This is a genomic window from Peribacillus sp. NPDC097295, from assembly GCF_044761665.1.
In the GTDB taxonomy this organism is placed as follows: domain Bacteria; phylum Bacillota; class Bacilli; order Bacillales; family DSM-1321; genus Peribacillus.
The window spans coordinates 1-17,945 of record NZ_JBIWCW010000026.1 but is presented as its reverse complement, the minus strand read 5'-3'; the positions used below and the strand labels follow the sequence as shown (position 1 = coordinate 17,945).

Sequence of the window (17,945 nt, the reverse complement as noted above, 5' to 3'; positions counted from 1 at the left end):
CTTCTTTTTAAATGGATATCAATAAGTATCAGGGAATTCATCCTTGTGTTCCTTTTCCTTCATCATCGATTGCCCATTTTCCATCACATCGACAACGGGACAGTAACGCAATATACCTTCACCTATTTTCATGGCAGAGAGTATGACAACCATTAAGTAAGATTGATTTTTCCATGGTTTTTTAACCATTTTCGCTGTTGCCCAAGTAAGAAAAGTAAAACCGCAGGTAATTCGCATAAGAGCGTTGATTATACTAATATTTTGTTTGAATTTCATAATAAGTTCATCCTTTCACAAAAATTTCATAGTATTCTGCTTAACTTTACTGTGTTAATGAAATAAATATGTTACTATAAGATAAAATTGGATTGAAATGGGATTCTCAATCCTTTGTTCTACAATTTATGGAGGAATGTATATGCTGGAACAACGATATAGATGGAAAAACAAGCATCTTCGAGAACATATTGATGTGCTGGATGGAAAGAGATCTCCACACATCCTTTTGAAAGATGCGACTTATTTAAACCAAGCTTTACGAAAATGGGTGAAAGCGAATATATGGATTTATGATGACCGTATTATCTATGTGGGTAAAAACCTCCCTGAAAATATAGACCGCTGTGAAATGGTTGACTGTTCAGATCAGTACCTGGTCCCGGGATATATTGAGCCGCATTCACATCCTTCTCAATTATATAATCCCCTGTCTTTCTCACGCTATGCATCCCATTTTGGGACAACGACGCTTATCAATGATAACTTGCCATTCCTTTTGCAATTAGAAAAAAAGAAAGCGTTTTCTCTTTTGAAGGAACTTCGTAATATTCCTGTTACGATGTACTGGTGGAGTCGATTTGATGGGCAAACCGAACTCATTGATGAGGATAACGTATTTTCTCATGGTGCCGTTAAATCCTGGCTTGAACATGATGCTGTTTTACAAGGCGGTGAATTAACAGGATGGCCAAAGCTACTTGATGGAGACGATATGATGCTGCATTGGATTCAGGAAGCCAAGCGGATGAGGAAGAAGATAGAAGGACACTTCCCAGGAGCTTCGGAGAAAACGCTTGCTAAAATGACGCTGTTTGGAGCGGACTGTGATCATGAAGCGATGACGGGTGAGGAAGTTATGTCACGATTGCTTCAGGGATATTTTGTTTCTTTAAGACACTCTTCCATCCGTCGGGATCTCCCTAAAATGCTAAAAGAAATTCACGAACTGGGTATCGATCAATATGATAAGTTCTTTTATACGACGGATGGTTCCCCTCCATCTTTTTATGAAAATGGATTTATAGATTGCTTGATTAAAATAGCAATCGAACATGGTGTTCCTGTCATTGACGCCTATAATATGGCAACTATAAATATTGCCCGCTATTATAATATCGAATATCTACATGGCAATATTGCAACGGGCAGGGTCGCCAATATCAATTTTCTGGCGGATATCGAGCAGCCCGCCCCGGTTTCTGTCATGGCCAAGGGGAAATGGGTTAAGCGAGATGGTGAAATCATTCCGGATCCACAGAAAATCAACTGGAGCGATTTCGATTTTAAACCGCTGGAAATGGACTGGGATCTTAGTTTAAAGGAAGACTTCGAATTTTCGATGCCATTTGGGATAGAACTGGTCAATAATGTAATTACCAAACCCTATTCTCTTTCTAATGATGTGGGATATGAAGAACTCAATTTTCAAGATGATGAATGTTTCTTCATGCTCCTGGATAAGGAAGGAAAATGGCGCATCAATACGATACTGAAAGGTTTCGCTGATAAATTATGTGGCTTTGCAGCTTCCTATACGAATACTGGGGACATTATCTTGATTGGAAAACGAAAGAAGGACATGCATCTGGCTTTTAACCGCTTGAAGGAAATTGGAGGCGGGATTGTTTTGACAGAGCAGGGAGAGGTGATTCATGAAGTTCCATTGACGTTAAAAGGCGTCATGTCCACTAGGGAACTTCCTGAATTGATTATAGAAGAAAATGAATTGAAAAAGTTGTTGCGTGAACGGGGCTATCGCTTCGATGACCCGGTTTATACCCTGTCCTTTTTTTCTACGACGCATCTGCCATATATCAGGCTTACCCAGCGCGGGGTATATGATGTAATGAATAAAACTATACTCTTCCCTACTATAATGCGTTAAAATATAAAAGAACGCAGCAAACGACACGGTTGAGTAAACAGGAGTGTGAAATGATGTTTACGAAGAAGTTTCTTTTCATCATTATAGCGATTTTACTTTTAGCAGGCTGTTCAACAAAAGATAAGACAGAAGACAAGCAAGATGACGAAACGGTCATGAAAAATACAGATGCATCTTCTGAAGTTTTCCCGCTAACGGGAACAAGTACAAAGGAAGATAATGCACGAAGAGCTGTAGCGGTGATGATTAATAATCACCCGCAGGCGCGCCCACAATCGGGTCTTTCCGAAGCGGACATCGTTTATGAATTGCTGGCAGAAGGGGACATTACAAGGTTGTTAGCCGTTTTCCAGAGTGAAACGCCAGATCAAATCGGTCCGGTTCGAAGTGCGAGGGATTATTATATCGAGTTGGCCAAAGGTTTGGATTGTCTCTATGTCTGCCATGGTAATAGTCCAGAGGCGAAAACGATGCTCGACAAGGGATATATTGATAACTTGAATGGCTTATATTATGATGGTACTCTATTTCAGCGGACTTCAGATCGAAAGGCCCCACATAATTCCTACACCTCTTTCGATAGTATTGAAAAGGGTGCAGAGGAAAAAGGCTACGATATGACAGGTGCCCCTGAACCGTTTACATTCTTGACGGAGGAAGAGGAAAAAGCTTTGCAAGGAGAGCCTGTATCGAAAATAGAGGTAATCTATGGAGGGTCCTCGTCCAATGTTCAATATGAATATGAAAAAACAGAAGAGAAATACACACGCTATTCAGATGGTGAGCAGACCGTTGAGAATCAATCAGAGAAACCGGTCCTGCTAGATAATATATTTATCATTGAGGCAGCTCATCAGGTGGTTGACAATAAAGGACGTCGAAAGATCGAATTGAAAAGTGGCGGAAAAGGTTACCTACTTCAAAAAGGAAAAATCAATGAAGTGGATTGGGTTAATAAAGATGAACGGATTATACCCGTGAAAAATGGGAAAGAAGTAGGGTTTGTGACAGGGAAGACCTGGGTCAATATTATTCCGGACGAACCAGGTTTAGATAAAAACGTGTCATTTAGCCAGGAAAATTAAGGGGGAGCATGTATGCAAATTGATAAGTTAAGAGGGAAAGCGACAGACCAATTGTTTAAGTCAATCCTTTCCTTGCGCGATTTAGACGAGTGTTATCGTTTTTTTGATGATTTATGCACCGTCAATGAAATTTCATCATTGGCACAACGTCTTGAAGTGGCCCGCATGCTTGAAGAAGGTAAAACTTATCATAAGATCGAAACGGAAACGGGAGCTAGCACGGCTACGATTTCCAGGGTCAAGCGCTGCTTGAACTATGGAAATGACGCCTATTCAATGGCCATTAATCGCATTAAAGAAGACGTAGAAGAAACAACCGAAACATAATGGGAATGAAGTTTTATTATAGGATAAATTGAAAAAGCCGAGGAACTCGTTTTCTTGGTTTTTTATTTTGAGTTTATCCGGGTAAGTGGTAGTTTTATAATGAGGGTTACCATGATATAGCCAATTTTAGATTCACAGGTTTTTTTCTGGTAAACTTTTTATCGGCACTTCTCTTTTTTTATAAAAAATCTTAATGCTATAATGGTGTAATGGGAAGTGTGAATGGAGGATTATTATGTATGATTTTCGCGAGTGGAAACATGTTTTCAAACTCGATCCAAATAAAGAAATAAGCGATGAAGCATTGGAAAGAATCTGTGAATCTGGAACAGATGCCATTATGGTAGGCGGCACGGACGGAGTCACGCTTGAGAATGTGCTTCATTTAATGGCAAGGGTACGGCGCTATACTGTTCCATGCGTGATGGAGATTTCATCTGTGGAAACGGTGACGCCTGGGTTCGACTTATATTTCATCCCGAGTGTATTGAATAGTACCGAACCGGATTGGATGATGAAATTGCATCAACAGGCGGTCAAGGAATTTGGGTATCTAATGAATTGGGACGAAATCTTCGTGGAGGGATATTGTATCCTCAACCCTGATTGCAAGGTAGCTCAATTGACGAAGGCCAACACTTCTTTGGACAGTGATGATGTGGGTGCCTATGCGATGATGGCCGAAAAGATGTTCAACCTGCCTATTTTTTATCTGGAATATAGCGGCATGTATGGGGACGTCCGGATGTTAGAAGCAGCTAAAGAGAGCATGGAAAATACCGTGCTATTCTATGGAGGCGGCATTAAATCCGTTGAGCAGGCCACAGAAATGGCTGAGTTTGCGGACGTAATCGTGGTTGGAAATATAATATATGAAGACTTAAAGGCGGCCCTTGAAACGGTTGCTGCTGTTAAATAAATAAAAATCATACGATAAAATAAAATGTTGTATAATAAAAGAACAAACGTTCGTACAGGCGGTGTAATGATGCAATATTTAGCGGAAAAATTACTAACAGGTTTGAATGAACAACAACAAAAAGCAGTAAAAGCGACGGATGGCCCCCTATTGATCATGGCTGGTGCGGGTAGTGGAAAGACCCGTGTACTAACACATAGGATCGCATACTTGATGGTGGAGAAAGAAATCGCGCCTTGGAATATCCTCGCCATTACGTTCACCAATAAAGCGGCACGTGAAATGAAGGAGAGGATTCGGGCGATTCTAGGCGGTGCTTCGGAGGACATTTGGATTTCGACGTTTCACTCCATGTGTGTCCGCATTTTACGCAGAGATATCGACCGGATGGGCTTCAACCGAAACTTCTCCATTTTAGACACGACAGATCAGCAATCCGTCGTTAAGCAAATTCTGAAAGACCGCAATTTGGATCCGAAGAAATATGATTACCGGGCCATTTTGGGAAGCATCAGTTCGGCGAAGAATGAATTGGTCGGTCCAGAAGAATACCAAAAAACCGCATCCGATTTCTTTACAAAAGTAACGGCGGATGTATATACAGAATACCAAAAAAGACTGCGGAAAAATTCCGCACTTGATTTTGATGATTTGATCATGATGACGATTCAGTTATTCCAGCTCGTACCGGAAGTTTTGGAATACTATCAGCGCAAGTTCCAATATATTCATGTGGATGAGTATCAAGATACGAACCGAGCCCAATATATGCTTGTTAAGCTACTTGCCTCTCGTTTCCGTAATCTATGTGTTGTAGGGGATTCAGATCAGTCCATCTATCGGTGGCGTGGTGCGGATATTGCCAATATCCTTTCCTTTGAAAAGGATTATCCGAATGCGACGATGATTTTCCTTGAACAGAATTATCGTTCAACGAAGAAGATTCTTGAAGCAGCCAATAAGGTCATTGATAATAACCAGAACCGGAAACCGAAAAACCTTTGGACAGAGAATGTCGCTGGAAATAAGTTGTCTTATTTCAGGGCAGACAATGAACAGGGTGAAGCACAATTCGTAGCCGGGAAGATAAATGAATTAACGTTAAATGGCGAAAGAAAGTATTCTGATATAGCAATCTTATACCGGACAAACGCACAATCCCGGGTTATGGAGGAAGTGTTACTTAAGTCGAATATTAACTATGCGATCGTCGGCGGCACCAAGTTCTATGATCGTAAAGAGATTAAGGATCTGCTTGCTTATCTTCGACTCATCGCCAATCCGGATGATGATATAAGCCTGCGCCGTGTAATCAATGTACCAAAACGGGGCATTGGCGCAACCTCCATGGATAAGGTAGCGGATTATGCCAATCAATATGACGTTTCCATTTATAAAGCGCTCGAGTCCGTGGAAATGATCGGAATCAGTGGAAAGGCAACGAAAGCGGCACGTGAATTCCACACTTTAATCACGAATTATACGAATCAGCAAGAATATTTATCGGTTACGGAATTGGTAGAAGAGGTCGTTGAAAAAACAGGATACCGTGAGATGTTAAAGGCTGAAAAAACGATAGAAGCCCAAAGCCGTCTAGAGAATATCGATGAGTTTCTATCCGTTACGAAATCATTTGAAAGTAATAGTGAAGATAAATCTTTAGTTGGCTTTTTAACTGATTTGGCTTTAGTGGCCGATATCGATAAATTGGACGAAAACCCTGAAGAAGCTAACGATGCGGTAACGCTGATGACGCTCCATTCCGCGAAGGGTCTTGAATATCCAGTCGTCTTTTTACTTGGTCTTGAAGAAGGGGTATTCCCCCACAGCCGTTCACTCATGGATGAGGAAGAGATGGAAGAGGAACGCCGTCTTGCCTACGTTGGGATTACGAGGGCTGAAAACGAGCTGTTCTTAAGTAATGCCCAAATGCGGACACTTTACGGACGGACAAGCATGAATCCAGTGTCCCGATTCATTGCGGAAATCCCGGCAGAGCTTCTGGAAGATTTAAAACCGAAACCCGCTCCCAAGCCTAAGCAAAACTCTTTCAGTTCTTCGGCGAGGACAGGTTCGACTGCACCGACACAAGCAAGAAGAACCCCAAGCTTTGGACGTGCCGTTTCTGCTCCATCTGCAACAGGCGGTGAAGAGATAGGTTGGGCTGTCGGTGATAAGGCTTCCCACAAAAAATGGGGTGTCGGAACGGTGGTCAGTGTAAAAGGGGACGGCGAAGGAAAAGAATTGGATATTGCATTTCCTAGTCCGACCGGAATCAAGCGTTTGCTGGCAAAGTTTGCACCAATTGAAAAAGTTTAAGCTATGAATTTACGCCTACTGGCAAAGGATAAAGTTACCTGACCTTACAGTCGCTTTCTCTTAAAGAAGGCGACCGGGTTTCTTTAGAAAGGATTGAATGTATGGATATACAAGCTGCAAAGAAAAGTGTCCTTGAATTACAAACTCTATTAAACCAATACAGTTATGAGTATTACGTGCTTGATCAGCCGTCTGTCCCTGACGCCGAATATGATCGTCTTTTACGCGAGCTCATCGAGTATGAGGAAAAGTTCCCTGAGTTGAAGACCCCTGACTCACCAACGCAGCGTGTCGGCGGAGCCATCTTGGATATGTTTGAAAAAGTGGAGCATACAACACCGATGCTCAGCCTAGGAAATGCATTCAATGAAGATGATTTACGTGATTTTGATAGAAAGGTTCGCCAGGCTGTAGGAGACAACTACTCCTATGTGTGTGAGTTGAAAATTGATGGTTTGGCAGTCACGCTTCAATATGAAAATGGGTATTTCACAAAAGGGGCGACCCGGGGAGATGGAACGATTGGCGAGGATATCACGGAGAACCTGAAAACGATTAAATCCATTCCACTGAAGATTAGGAAGCCAATCGGGATTGAAGTGCGGGGAGAAGCGTTCATGCCGAAGCGCTCTTTCGAAGGATTGAATAAGGCGAAAGAGGAACGCGGGGAAGAACCGTTCGCAAATCCTCGTAATGCAGCGGCGGGATCATTACGACAGCTCGATCCAAAGCTTGCCGCAAAACGGAACTTGGATATTTTCCTTTACGCCATTGCCGATTTAGGTGAAACGGGGGTTGGTTCCCATAGCGAAGGGCTCGATTTACTGGACGAACTAGGCTTTAAGACGAACAAAGAACGAAAAACTTGTTCGAATATAGAAGAGGTTCTTGCTTATATTGAAGAATGGACAGAGCAGCGTCCGAATTTGGCGTATGACATCGATGGGATTGTAGTGAAAGTCGATTCGCTTGAACAGCAGGATGAATTGGGATTCACGGCCAAAAGCCCAAGATGGGCAATTGCCTACAAATTTCCGGCGGAAGAGGTTGTCACGACATTACGCTCTATCGAACTGAATGTTGGACGTACGGGTGTACTGACTCCAACGGCTGTATTGGACCCTGTAAGAGTGGCGGGTACTACGGTACAACGGGCTTCGCTACATAATGAAGATTTAATCCGGGAGAAGGATATCCGGATTGGAGACCAGGTGGTCGTGAAAAAGGCTGGTGATATCATTCCTGAGGTCGTTAATGTACTGGTAGAGCGCCGGTCAGGTGAAGAAGTAGAATTCCAGATGCCGACCGAATGCCCTGAATGTGAAAGCGAGCTTGTGAGACTAGAGGGAGAAGTGGCACTGAGGTGCATCAACCCTAAATGTCCCGCTCAGATTCGGGAAGGGTTGATTCACTTTGTATCACGTACAGCGATGAATATTGACAGTCTGGGTGAAAAGGTCATCAGCCAGCTATTTAAGGAAGAACTTATACATGATGTAGCCGATATCTATAAACTTACTTATGAACAAGTCATTGAATTGGAACGTATGGGAGAAAAATCCGTCAATAAACTACTTCAAGCTATAGAGGCATCTAAAAGCAATTCATTGGAAAAATTGTTATTCGGCCTTGGTATCCGACATGTTGGTTCAAAAGCAGCGAAGACACTTGCACGAGAGTTCGGCACCATGGACGCATTGAGCAAGGCAAGCCGCGAACAGCTTACGGCCATCAATGAAATCGGTGATAAAATGGCCGATTCAATCGTGGCATACTTTGAACTTGAAGAAGTTCATGCGTTGATACAGGAGTTGGAAACAGCAGGTGTGAACCTAACCTATAAAGGGGCAAGAGCCATTCCGGTAGAAGAAATCGATTCTATTTTTGCAGGAAAAACCGTTGTTTTGACCGGTAAACTACATCAGCTTACACGTATTGAAGCAAAAGAGAAATTAGAAGCGTTAGGCGCCAACGTCGCTGGAAGTGTCAGCAAGAAAACCGATTTGGTTGTGGCAGGCGAAGATGCTGGATCAAAACTTGAAAAGGCAGAAAGCTTAGGCGTCCTAGTATGGGATGAAGAGAGATTGATTGAGGAATTTAATAAATAAGAGGTGTAGGCTATGAGGAAACACTCCATTTTGGGAATGCTTCTTATACTATTGCTTGCTGGTTGTGCACCAGGTTTCGACGAGGAGCAACAGGTAGTGAAGAATTCCAAGGACAAAGAGGAGACCGCAATCATTCCGAAATACAAAATTTCGGATGAATATTATCAAACGATCCTTCCATTCGAGCCATCGAAGGCCCGTGGTTTGGTCGTATCGAATTTAAACACACGGTATGATATAGAAGAATTCGAGAATGGCCTGATGCGGTTGGCGCAAAATCAATTCGACCCGGATGATTATTTGTTCCAGGAAGGACAAATGCTCGACAGTTCCACAATCTCATCTTGGTTGAACAGAAAGTATACAAAAAGTCAGCTGAAAGAGAAAGAACTGAAAGCCAGTGAGAATCTGGGGCTGAACCCGGTAGATCCTGGTAAGGGTGACATCGATAAAAGGAATAAAGAAAACCCCATCTATCTGGCTCACATACTCGAGCATAATTACTTGGTGAAAACGAAGGACAATAAAGTGAGCCTAGGTGGTGTCGTTATCGGCCTTGCCTTGAATTCCGTGCATTACTATCAAAAAGAAGCATACGGAGCCACGTATGAAGCGAAAATAGATAGTAAGGAACTGAAAAGAGAAGGAGAAAAAATTGCTGAAGAAGTTCTAAAGAGATTACGTAAGACGGAAAAATTAAAAAATGTTCCGATTACGATTGCCCTTTTTGAACAGAACGAAAAATCTTCCGTTGTTCCGGGGAACTTCATTTCCTATACAGATATCGAGAAGAACTCCAATGACATTGGCAAATGGAATGACGTAGATGAAAAATACTACCTGTTCCCTTCTTCAGCGGCAGAGAAAAAGGATAGAGACAGCGTTAATACCTTCACCAATTTCAAAGAGGATGTCGAGGAATATTTCCCTAATTTCAATGGAGTCATCGGTCGGGCCTTTTACATGGATGACCAATTACAAAAGTTGAACATCGATATCCCGATCCAGTTCTATGGAAACTCAGAAGCGATCGGCTTCACGCAATATGTAGCAGGGCTCATGATGGACAGGTTTCCGAAATATATTTCCGTACAGGTATCCATCACTTCTGTGAACGGTCCAGAAGCACTTATTGTCCGTGCAGCGAACCAAGACGAACCAACTGTACACATATATGAATAATCTAGAAGATGGAGCGTAAAAAAGCTCCATCTTTTTTCAGCATTTGGGGATTTGACAGGAACCTTGGTATTCTCGAGGGAAATTCCGACAACCTTTTCATATTTCCCGGAAAATACTCCTTTTTCCATAAAAAAAATTGAAATTCGACATGACAACTCTTGTTGCTTTACTGTGTAATAGTTTGATATGATTTAAACGATGATTTTCTGGAGAAAAGCGACTAGATTCAGTGGCTTTGGATAATGTGGAGGTGAAGAGAATGTCACGTATTTCTATGGACCAAGTTAAACACGTTGCCCATTTGGCACGTTTGGCAATAACGGAAGAAGAAGCAGAGAAATTCCAACAACAGCTTGATCAAATGATTTCATTTGCTGAGCAGTTGAATGAACTTGATACAGACGAAGTAAAACCGACTTCTCACGTTTTGGATATGAAAAATGTAATGCGTGAAGATGTTGCGAAACCGGGACTGCCAGTTGAAGAGGTAGTCAAAAATGCACCAGATAGCAAAGATGGATATATCCGTGTACCATCTATTATGGAATAAGGGGGGACAATGATGTCGTTGTTCGAACAAAAGGTTTCCGAACTGCATGAACGTTTACATAATAAAGAGATCAGTGTCACTGATCTTGTTAACGAATCGTATGAGCGAATCGGACAGGTAGAAGACAAGGTACAGGCATTTTTGACATTAGATGAAGAGAATGCCCGCACTCAAGCAAAAAAAATGGATGAACAATTAGGCAAAGGCGAGAGTCAAGGCGTTTTGTTCGGTATGCCAATTGGTGTCAAAGATAATATTGTCACTAAGAATTTACGGACTACATGTGCAAGTAAAATATTGGAGGACTTCAACCCAATATATGATGCGACTGCCGTTCAAAAATTACAAAGTGCTGAAACAGTGACCATTGGTAAGTTGAACATGGATGAATTCGCGATGGGATCTTCAAATGAGAACTCAGCCTATAAGGTGACTCGCAATCCATGGAATACGGATTATGTACCAGGTGGGTCTTCAGGCGGTTCAGCTGCATCTGTCGCTGCCGGTGAAGTCTTGTTCTCATTAGGTTCAGATACAGGTGGTTCGATTCGCCAACCTGCTGCATATTGCGGAGTCGTTGGATTAAAACCTACATATGGACGGGTATCCCGTTTCGGACTTGTGGCATTTGCTTCCTCATTAGATCAAATCGGTCCTATTACACGTACTGTTGAAGATAATGCCTATTTACTTGAAGCCATCTCAGGTGTCGACCCAATGGATTCCACATCCGCTAATGTGGACGTGCCAAGTTTTGTGAATTCATTAACAGGCGATGTTAAAGGCCTGAAAATTGCTGTGCCTAAGGAATATCTTGGTGAAGGTGTTGGGGAAGAGGCACGCAATTCCGTGCTTGAAGCGTTAAAAGTATTAGAAGGACTTGGAGCAGAATGGGAAGAGGTTTCATTGCCGCATTCTAAATATGCTCTAGCGGCCTACTACCTGCTTTCTTCATCTGAAGCGTCTGCCAACCTTTCTCGTTTTGACGGAGTTCGTTATGGTCATCGTACGGATAATGCCGAAACGCTAATCGAGATGTATAAGCAGACTCGTGCGGAAGGATTCGGTGAAGAAGTAAAGCGCCGTATCATGCTTGGAACATTCTCCTTGAGCTCGGGTTATTATGATGCTTACTATAAAAAAGCTCAAAAAGTCCGTACATTAATCAAAAAAGACTTTGAAGATGTGTTCGAAAAATATGATGTCATCGTGGGACCAACAACGCCTACACCAGCATTCAAAGTCGGTCAGAATATTAACGATCCATTAACGATGTATGCCAATGATATCTTGACGATTCCAGTCAATCTTGCGGGTGTACCGGGTATTTCGGTACCATGTGGTTTCGCAGCCAACGGGCTTCCACTAGGTCTGCAAATGATCGGAAAGCATTTTGATGAAAGTACGATTTATCGCGCGGCTCACGCTTTTGAGCAAGCAACAGATTTTCACAAACAATTTCCTAAGCTGTAAGGGGTGAAATAAATGGACTTTGAAACGGTAATTGGTCTAGAGGTACACGTAGAATTAAAAACAGATTCAAAAATTTTCTCAAGCAGCCCGAATCATTTCGGGGCATCTCCAAATAGCAATACGACGGTAATCGATCTTGGCTATCCTGGAGTACTGCCCGTCGTCAATAAAAAGGCTGTTGATTTTGCAATGAAAGCCGCCATCGCGCTGAATTGTGAAGTAGCAGAGATTACAAAATTCGACCGTAAAAACTATTTTTATCCAGATAATCCGAAAGCCTATCAAATATCACAATTTGATCAGCCAATCGGGGAACATGGTTGGATTGAAATCGAAGTCGGCGGAAAGACAAAAAGAATCGGCATTACCCGAATCCATATGGAAGAAGATGCTGGTAAGCTGACACATAAAGGGAACTATTCACTATGTGACTACAACCGTCAAGGTACGCCACTTGTTGAAATCGTATCCGAACCGGATATCACGTCTCCGGAAGAAGCCTATGCATATCTTGAGAAATTGAAATCCATCATTCAATACACGGGTGTCAGTGATTGTAAAATGGAAGAAGGCTCGCTTCGCTGTGATGCCAATATCTCCTTGAAACCGGTTGGACAAAAGGAATTCGGTACGAAAACGGAACTGAAGAACTTGAACTCGTTCAACTTCGTTCGTAAAGGGCTTGAGCATGAAGAAATTCGCCAAGCAGAAATCTTGAATGAAGGTGGCGTTATCGAACAAGAAACACGCCGTTTCGATGAGGCTACTGGCAGAACGGTTCTGATGCGCATCAAAGAGGGTTCTGACGATTACCGTTACTTCCCGGAACCGGATTTATTGACGATCCATATCGATGAGGAATGGAAAGCGCGCATTGCCGCAGAAATTCCTGAACTACCGGATGCACGGAAAAAACGGTATGCAAAAGAGTTTGGTTTACCTGAGTATGATGCAGCTGTGTTAACCGTAACAAAAGAAATGGCTGATTTCTTTGAAGCGACGGTTGCAGCAGGTGCAGATGCAAAGTTAGCATCGAACTGGATCATGGGTGAGGTTTCTGCCTTTTTAAATGCTGAAGGAAAAGAACTTCATGATGTGGCATTGACTGCTGAATCATTGGCAGGCATGATCAAACTCATCAAAGATGGCACGATTTCTTCTAAAATTGCGAAAAAAGTTTTCAAAGAGCTGATTGAAAATGGCGGTGACGCAGAAACAATCGTTAAGGAAAAAGGACTTGTCCAGATTTCCGACGAAGGTGCGTTAAAGACAGCCGTTGAAGAAGCCTTGAATAATAACCCGCAGTCTATCGAAGACTTTAAAGCCGGTAAACAAAAAGCAATCGGATTCCTTGTCGGACAAATCATGAAAGCGACTAAAGGACAAGCCAATCCACAACTTGTCAATAAGATTTTGATTGAAGAAATCAATAAACGCTAATAGATGGCCGTATCACTTTCTAAGTGGTACGGTTTTCTCATGACTGACGACATGTATTTATGGGCATTAAATTTTTTTTTGGAGTTATCTGTAGGGGTAACTCCTTTTTGCCTCGTCTATTACATGAAAGCGTAAAAGGAAGGGGGGAGAGAAGTGACAGATGATTTAGTGGAGAGGGTAAGAGCTGGGAATGAGCATGCCTTCCGTATATTGATTGAAACGCATAAAGATACGGTTTTCAGGACGGTATATTCCGTTCTGCGCCATCAAAAGGATGCAGAAGATGCCACACAGGAAGTCTTCATCAAAATCTACACTTCTCTTCCTCAGTATAAAAATCAAGGATTCAAAACGTGGATGACACGTATAGCCGTCAATCATGCGATAGACATGAAGCGGAAAAGAGATCGGAATAAGGAAGAGTCGCACGAGGAACAGCCTAAAGAGACTCATCTAGGCCAGGCTGAAGATGTCGAGGCCTTATTCTTCAGGAACGAAAGAAGGAAGTTGGTCTTACAAAAACTTGATGATCTTCCAGCCGGATACCGTGAAGTGGTGCAAGACTATTACATAAACGAAAAAACCCATCAACAAATTGCCGAGGAACAGCAGATACAAGTGAAATCGGTCGAGGTAAAGCTGTACCGGGCAAGAAATTGGATGAAAAAACATTGGAAAGAGGAGGATTTTTCATGAAACACGTTTCTTTAGCTGAGTGGACCGCATATATAGCGGATGAGGTTCCCGATGCCCTAAAAATAGAATATGAAAATCATCTGTACTCCTGTGACGATTGTTTGACGGTTTACATGGAAGCGATGGAAAGAAAAGAGTTTATTCAACCAATCGAAGAATTGGATATCGCGGATTCCGTGATGCATTCAATTGCCCAAATTAAAGGTGTACCAACAGTAGAAGAAAGACCTGTGAAAACCAAATCAATGAGAACCATTACAAAACACTATTTGATTGCCGCTGGCTTTACCATTTTACTAATGGCGAGTGGAGCCTTCCAGTCATTGGCTAAATACGTCGATAATGTGGAGTCTAGTTCTTTAAAGGAAACGCCACCTGTAACCGAAGGACTGATAGATAAAACATTTAACTGGATGGATGATATCGAAAAGAAAAACAAGGAGGGGTTTAAATATGAATAAAAGTCCGGTATTAGCCTTTTTACTATCGTTCCTGCCAGGGATCGGCCATTTTTATTTGGGCAAGGTTTTCAAGGGGTTATTTTATTTTCTGGCTACGGTTGGACTAGGAGCTATTGGAGTTCTCTTTGCAGTGATTAGTCAAGAAGACGTGTTCCTTTCTTTATCTATTTTGGGAGTCTTTGTGTACCTCGTCAGCATTTTTGATTTGGTGGTCACATCTTTAAGGGGGGCAAAGGCAAACGGTAAAATGAGTCCAGATGGCAGTAATATAGTCCAGCCTGAGGCAGAACGGTTTTATGTGATCGTCTTATCATTCGTACCGGGACTCGGTCATTTTCAGCTTGGGCTCATGAACCGCGGGCTCACATTTTTAGTTGGATTCCTAGGACTCGGAGTCATGGTGTTTTTCATAACGGTCATGACCCATATAGATGGCCTTTTGATATTCATGGCCCTATTACCGGTGATATGGGTTTACAGTTTCTTTGATAGCATCCAACAACTGAATAAAAAGCAAAAAGGTGAGGAGATGATTGATCGTTCGGTTCTTGAAGATTTCGAGGAGAGACGGGAATCGGGAAAGAAGAGCAAATCGGTTGCAACGTTATTCTCCGTATTTCCTGGTGCCGGGCATTTGTATCTAGGTTTGCAAAAACGCGGAATTCAATTGATGGCGGGTTTCTTATTCTCCATCTATATCCTGGATTTACTTCGCTTAGGTTTTTTCTTCTTTCTCATTCCCATCATCTGGTTTTATAGCTTTTTTGATGGCTTGCAAAAAGCGTCGAAAATGGATGAAGGACCATTGGAAGATACGCCTATCATTACAGGCATTGCACATAAACAAAAATGGTTTGGCTATGGGTTGGTGGCCATCGGCATTTATTTCTTCGCAAGCAATATCGTGTTGCCGGCAACAGGTCCTTACTTACAGCACTGGATTGGGTATGATCTCGAGTATTGGTTTAGGGATTATTTCCAAAAAGGGCTTGTATGTCTCCTTCTGATAGGTGGAGGAATCAAATTGCTGTCCGGAAGTAAAAAAGAGAAAGTAAGGGAGGGGACAAAATGAGAACTTGGAGAGTAGGGACTGTTTCAATGGGAGTTGCCCTGATCGGTTTGGGTTTACTATTGCTAGGTTCCCAGATTTCGGACATGAGTCTGACGACGATACTTTTATCCTGGTGGCCCATTCTTTTCATCATTTTAGGAGGGGAAATTCTCTTTTATATCTATTATTCGAAGAAAGAGAGTTCTTTTGTAAAATATGATTTTCTTAGTATCATTTTTGTAGGCCTGCTTGGGATGATGGGGATCGTTTTATTATTGCTCACGTCGAGTGGAATAATGGAGCAGGTTAAGGCAGCTATAAAAAGCGAGGAAAGAACCGTGGATTTGCCTGGGTTCAATCAAAAAGCCGGGAAAGACATTCAGAGGGTCGTTGTGGATCCCGGATATTACCCCTTAACGGTTGAAGGTGGAAACAACGAGGAAGTGTCTATTTTTGGCACATATGATGAACGTGTAATGGAAAATGGCGATTCACTATTAAAAGAGGCAAAAGACTATTTAATGGTGGAAAGAAAAGGGGACACGCTTTATATCCGTTTAAAAAACCTTCCTGTTCAAAGTGGCATGTTAGGCGGAAATCGAATGAATCTTGAAGCAACCCTTATTGTCCCTGCTAATTTGGCTTTAGAAATAAGTGGGCAAGACACTGACCTCACGTTAAAGCCAAGAGGGCTTTTGAACAATTGGAATGTAAAAGATTCAGGTTCTCTAAGTGTGTATCTGCAGGAAAAGAGTGACATCACGATAAATGCCTTTGGAGTCGAAGAGTTGGATGGACCAAAAGACAGCTGGAAATCCTCTACCGTGAAGGCAAATCCGGAAGATACTAGTGTCGAAAAGAAAAATGGTACGTTGAAATATGGAAAAGGAAGTCATACCTTAACCATTTCAGATACATATAACGTGAATGTTCATTATCATTAATTAAGACTAGATACTAGAATAAGTTTGTAAAAAGCTATATAATTTCTCTGACAAGATAGCTGATAGGATTAAATAGGGTTGGGCCGAAATGACGGTCCTCTTTTTTGCGAGAATTGCTTTTCGTTTAATGAAGGATTAATATGTAACTTATGGAATCAATACGTATAAGGATGATGGGAAATGAAAAGAGCAAGGTTAATTTATAACCCGACGTCAGGCCGGGAAGCCATCAAGAAGAGTTTACCAGCCGTGCTTGCGAAGCTTGAAGCAGCTGGGTACGAGGCTTCTGCACATGCAACAACCGGTGCTGGTGATGCAACGAACGCAGCCAAAATCGCCATCGAACGGGGTTATGATATCGTTATTGCAGCTGGTGGAGATGGAACAATCTATGAAGTCGTCAACGGGCTAGCCGATGCAGAAAAACGTCCTAAATTGGGGATTATTCCGACAGGCACCACGAATGATTTTGCACGGGCGTTGCATTTGCCGAAATCCATTGAGGGAGCAGCTGATATCATTGCCAACGGACATACAATGCCAATCGATATTGGAAAGATGAACGAGAAGTACTTCATCAATATTGCAGGCGGCGGACGATTGACCGAATTAACTTACGATGTACCGATCAAGCTCAAAACAATGCTTGGACAGCTGGCTTACTACATTAAAGGGATTGAAATGCTGCCTTCTATCAAACCGACCGAAGTAGCTATAGAATATGATGGAAAGCTTTTTGAAGGCGAAATCATGCTATTTTTGGTAGCCAACACGAATTCTGTCGGCGGCTTTGAAAAGTTGGCACCTGATGCATCGCTCAATGATGGGATGTTCACGCTGTTAATATTGAAAAAAGCGAATCTTGCAGACCTCGTTCGAGTCGCAACATTGGCAATGCGCGGCGAACATATCCACGATAAAAATGTCATCTATGTAAAAGCCAATAGGATTAAAGTTACAGCAAAAAAAGAAATGATGCTTAATTTGGATGGGGAATTCGGTGGTATGGCGCCAGCTGAATTCGTTAATCAATATCGTCATTTCGATGTGTTCATCCCACAAGGAATCTTGGCGGATGATCCGGATAATAAATAATCGCCAAAGGTCACTTCACATTAAGTGGCCTTTTCATTTGTGTGCCAGGCATGGCAACTATCTAGGTGGTGAAAGTCCACTGTGGGGGTACACATCGACCAACCACTAAGGAAGCGCAAGGTACTTGCCGT

General features: G+C 42.2%; 16 protein-coding genes. 15 read left to right on the top strand and 1 reads right to left on the bottom strand.

Features of this window, described 5'->3' with window-relative positions:
* Positions 1-18: 18 nt before the first annotated feature.
* Positions 19-276 carry a YgaP-like transmembrane domain gene (locus tag ACIQXN_RS20970; protein ID WP_402971330.1) on the bottom strand — a complete coding sequence of 86 codons (258 nt, stop codon included), beginning with the start codon at positions 274-276 and terminating at the stop codon, positions 19-21.
* Between the two features lie 142 nt (positions 277-418).
* Here ACIQXN_RS20970 and ACIQXN_RS20965 point away from each other — a divergent pair, with 142 nt between their 5' ends.
* The 15 genes from ACIQXN_RS20965 to ACIQXN_RS20895 all read left to right on the top strand — a co-directional run bounded on the left by ACIQXN_RS20965 (position 419) and on the right by ACIQXN_RS20895 (position 17,814).
* On the top strand, positions 419-2,164 hold the full coding sequence (locus ACIQXN_RS20965; RefSeq protein ID WP_402971327.1) for an adenine deaminase C-terminal domain-containing protein: 1,746 nt from the start codon (positions 419-421) through the stop codon (positions 2,162-2,164).
* A gap of 53 nt (positions 2,165-2,217) precedes the next feature.
* Positions 2,218-3,249 carry a DUF3048 domain-containing protein gene (locus ACIQXN_RS20960; RefSeq protein WP_402971324.1) on the top strand — a complete coding sequence of 344 codons (1,032 nt, stop codon included), beginning with the start codon at positions 2,218-2,220 and terminating at the stop codon, positions 3,247-3,249.
* Between the two features lie 12 nt (positions 3,250-3,261).
* On the top strand, positions 3,262-3,576 hold the full coding sequence (locus ACIQXN_RS20955; RefSeq protein ID WP_402971321.1) for a YerC/YecD family TrpR-related protein: 315 nt from the start codon (positions 3,262-3,264) through the stop codon (positions 3,574-3,576).
* Positions 3,577-3,811: 235 nt separating this feature from the next.
* A complete protein-coding gene (gene pcrB / locus ACIQXN_RS20950) occupies positions 3,812-4,495 on the top strand; it encodes a heptaprenylglyceryl phosphate synthase (RefSeq protein WP_402971318.1) in 684 nt (227 codons plus the stop codon).
* 69 nt (positions 4,496-4,564) lie between these two features.
* Entirely contained in the window at positions 4,565-6,814 is a 2,250-nt protein-coding gene (gene pcrA / locus ACIQXN_RS20945; RefSeq protein ID WP_402971315.1) for a DNA helicase PcrA, read from the top strand.
* Positions 6,815-6,915: 101 nt separating this feature from the next.
* On the top strand, positions 6,916-8,922 hold the full coding sequence (gene ligA, locus ACIQXN_RS20940) for an NAD-dependent DNA ligase LigA (RefSeq protein WP_402971312.1): 2,007 nt from the start codon (positions 6,916-6,918) through the stop codon (positions 8,920-8,922).
* A gap of 12 nt (positions 8,923-8,934) precedes the next feature.
* A complete protein-coding gene (locus ACIQXN_RS20935; RefSeq protein WP_402971310.1) occupies positions 8,935-10,104 on the top strand; it encodes a CamS family sex pheromone protein in 1,170 nt (389 codons plus the stop codon).
* Between the two features lie 259 nt (positions 10,105-10,363).
* Positions 10,364-10,654, top strand: a complete 291-nt coding sequence (gatC, locus tag ACIQXN_RS20930; RefSeq protein WP_402971307.1) for an Asp-tRNA(Asn)/Glu-tRNA(Gln) amidotransferase subunit GatC — start codon at positions 10,364-10,366, stop codon at positions 10,652-10,654.
* A gap of 12 nt (positions 10,655-10,666) precedes the next feature.
* A complete protein-coding gene (gene gatA / locus ACIQXN_RS20925) occupies positions 10,667-12,127 on the top strand; it encodes an Asp-tRNA(Asn)/Glu-tRNA(Gln) amidotransferase subunit GatA (RefSeq protein WP_402971304.1) in 1,461 nt (486 codons plus the stop codon).
* Between the two features lie 12 nt (positions 12,128-12,139).
* Positions 12,140-13,567, top strand: coding sequence for an Asp-tRNA(Asn)/Glu-tRNA(Gln) amidotransferase subunit GatB (gene gatB / locus ACIQXN_RS20920; RefSeq protein WP_402971301.1), 1,428 nt, complete (start codon positions 12,140-12,142; stop codon positions 13,565-13,567).
* Positions 13,568-13,720: 153 nt separating this feature from the next.
* A complete protein-coding gene (locus ACIQXN_RS20915; RefSeq protein WP_402971298.1) occupies positions 13,721-14,263 on the top strand; it encodes a sigma-70 family RNA polymerase sigma factor in 543 nt (180 codons plus the stop codon).
* Positions 14,260-14,724, top strand: a complete 465-nt coding sequence (locus ACIQXN_RS20910; RefSeq protein ID WP_402971295.1) for a hypothetical protein — start codon at positions 14,260-14,262, stop codon at positions 14,722-14,724. Before ACIQXN_RS20915 ends, ACIQXN_RS20910 begins: the two co-directional genes overlap by 4 nt.
* On the top strand, positions 14,717-15,796 hold the full coding sequence (locus ACIQXN_RS20905; RefSeq protein ID WP_402971292.1) for an NINE protein: 1,080 nt from the start codon (positions 14,717-14,719) through the stop codon (positions 15,794-15,796). Before ACIQXN_RS20910 ends, ACIQXN_RS20905 begins: the two co-directional genes overlap by 8 nt.
* Positions 15,793-16,719, top strand: coding sequence for a hypothetical protein (locus ACIQXN_RS20900; RefSeq protein WP_402971289.1), 927 nt, complete (start codon positions 15,793-15,795; stop codon positions 16,717-16,719). Before ACIQXN_RS20905 ends, ACIQXN_RS20900 begins: the two co-directional genes overlap by 4 nt.
* Positions 16,720-16,899: 180 nt before the next feature.
* Positions 16,900-17,814, top strand: a complete 915-nt coding sequence (locus ACIQXN_RS20895) for a diacylglycerol kinase (protein ID WP_402971286.1) — start codon at positions 16,900-16,902, stop codon at positions 17,812-17,814.
* Positions 17,815-17,945 lie beyond the last annotated feature (131 nt).

Coding starts and splice junctions, on each gene's coding strand:
- ACIQXN_RS20935 (WP_402971310.1), top strand. CDS start 8,935: ATGAGGAAACACTCCATTTTGGGAATGCTTCTTATACTATTGCTTGCT.
- ACIQXN_RS20895 (WP_402971286.1), top strand. CDS start 16,900: ATGAAAAGAGCAAGGTTAATTTATAACCCGACGTCAGGCCGGGAAGCC.
- gatA (WP_402971304.1), top strand. CDS start 10,667: ATGTCGTTGTTCGAACAAAAGGTTTCCGAACTGCATGAACGTTTACAT.
- ACIQXN_RS20960 (WP_402971324.1), top strand. CDS start 2,218: ATGTTTACGAAGAAGTTTCTTTTCATCATTATAGCGATTTTACTTTTA.
- ACIQXN_RS20965 (WP_402971327.1), top strand. CDS start 419: ATGCTGGAACAACGATATAGATGGAAAAACAAGCATCTTCGAGAACAT.
- pcrA (WP_402971315.1), top strand. CDS start 4,565: ATGCAATATTTAGCGGAAAAATTACTAACAGGTTTGAATGAACAACAA.
- ACIQXN_RS20955 (WP_402971321.1), top strand. CDS start 3,262: ATGCAAATTGATAAGTTAAGAGGGAAAGCGACAGACCAATTGTTTAAG.
- pcrB (WP_402971318.1), top strand. CDS start 3,812: ATGTATGATTTTCGCGAGTGGAAACATGTTTTCAAACTCGATCCAAAT.
- gatC (WP_402971307.1), top strand. CDS start 10,364: ATGTCACGTATTTCTATGGACCAAGTTAAACACGTTGCCCATTTGGCA.
- ACIQXN_RS20900 (WP_402971289.1), top strand. CDS start 15,793: ATGAGAACTTGGAGAGTAGGGACTGTTTCAATGGGAGTTGCCCTGATC.
- gatB (WP_402971301.1), top strand. CDS start 12,140: ATGGACTTTGAAACGGTAATTGGTCTAGAGGTACACGTAGAATTAAAA.
- ACIQXN_RS20905 (WP_402971292.1), top strand. CDS start 14,717: ATGAATAAAAGTCCGGTATTAGCCTTTTTACTATCGTTCCTGCCAGGG.
- ACIQXN_RS20970 (WP_402971330.1), bottom strand. CDS start 276: ATGAAATTCAAACAAAATATTAGTATAATCAACGCTCTTATGCGAATT.
- ACIQXN_RS20910 (WP_402971295.1), top strand. CDS start 14,260: ATGAAACACGTTTCTTTAGCTGAGTGGACCGCATATATAGCGGATGAG.
- ligA (WP_402971312.1), top strand. CDS start 6,916: ATGGATATACAAGCTGCAAAGAAAAGTGTCCTTGAATTACAAACTCTA.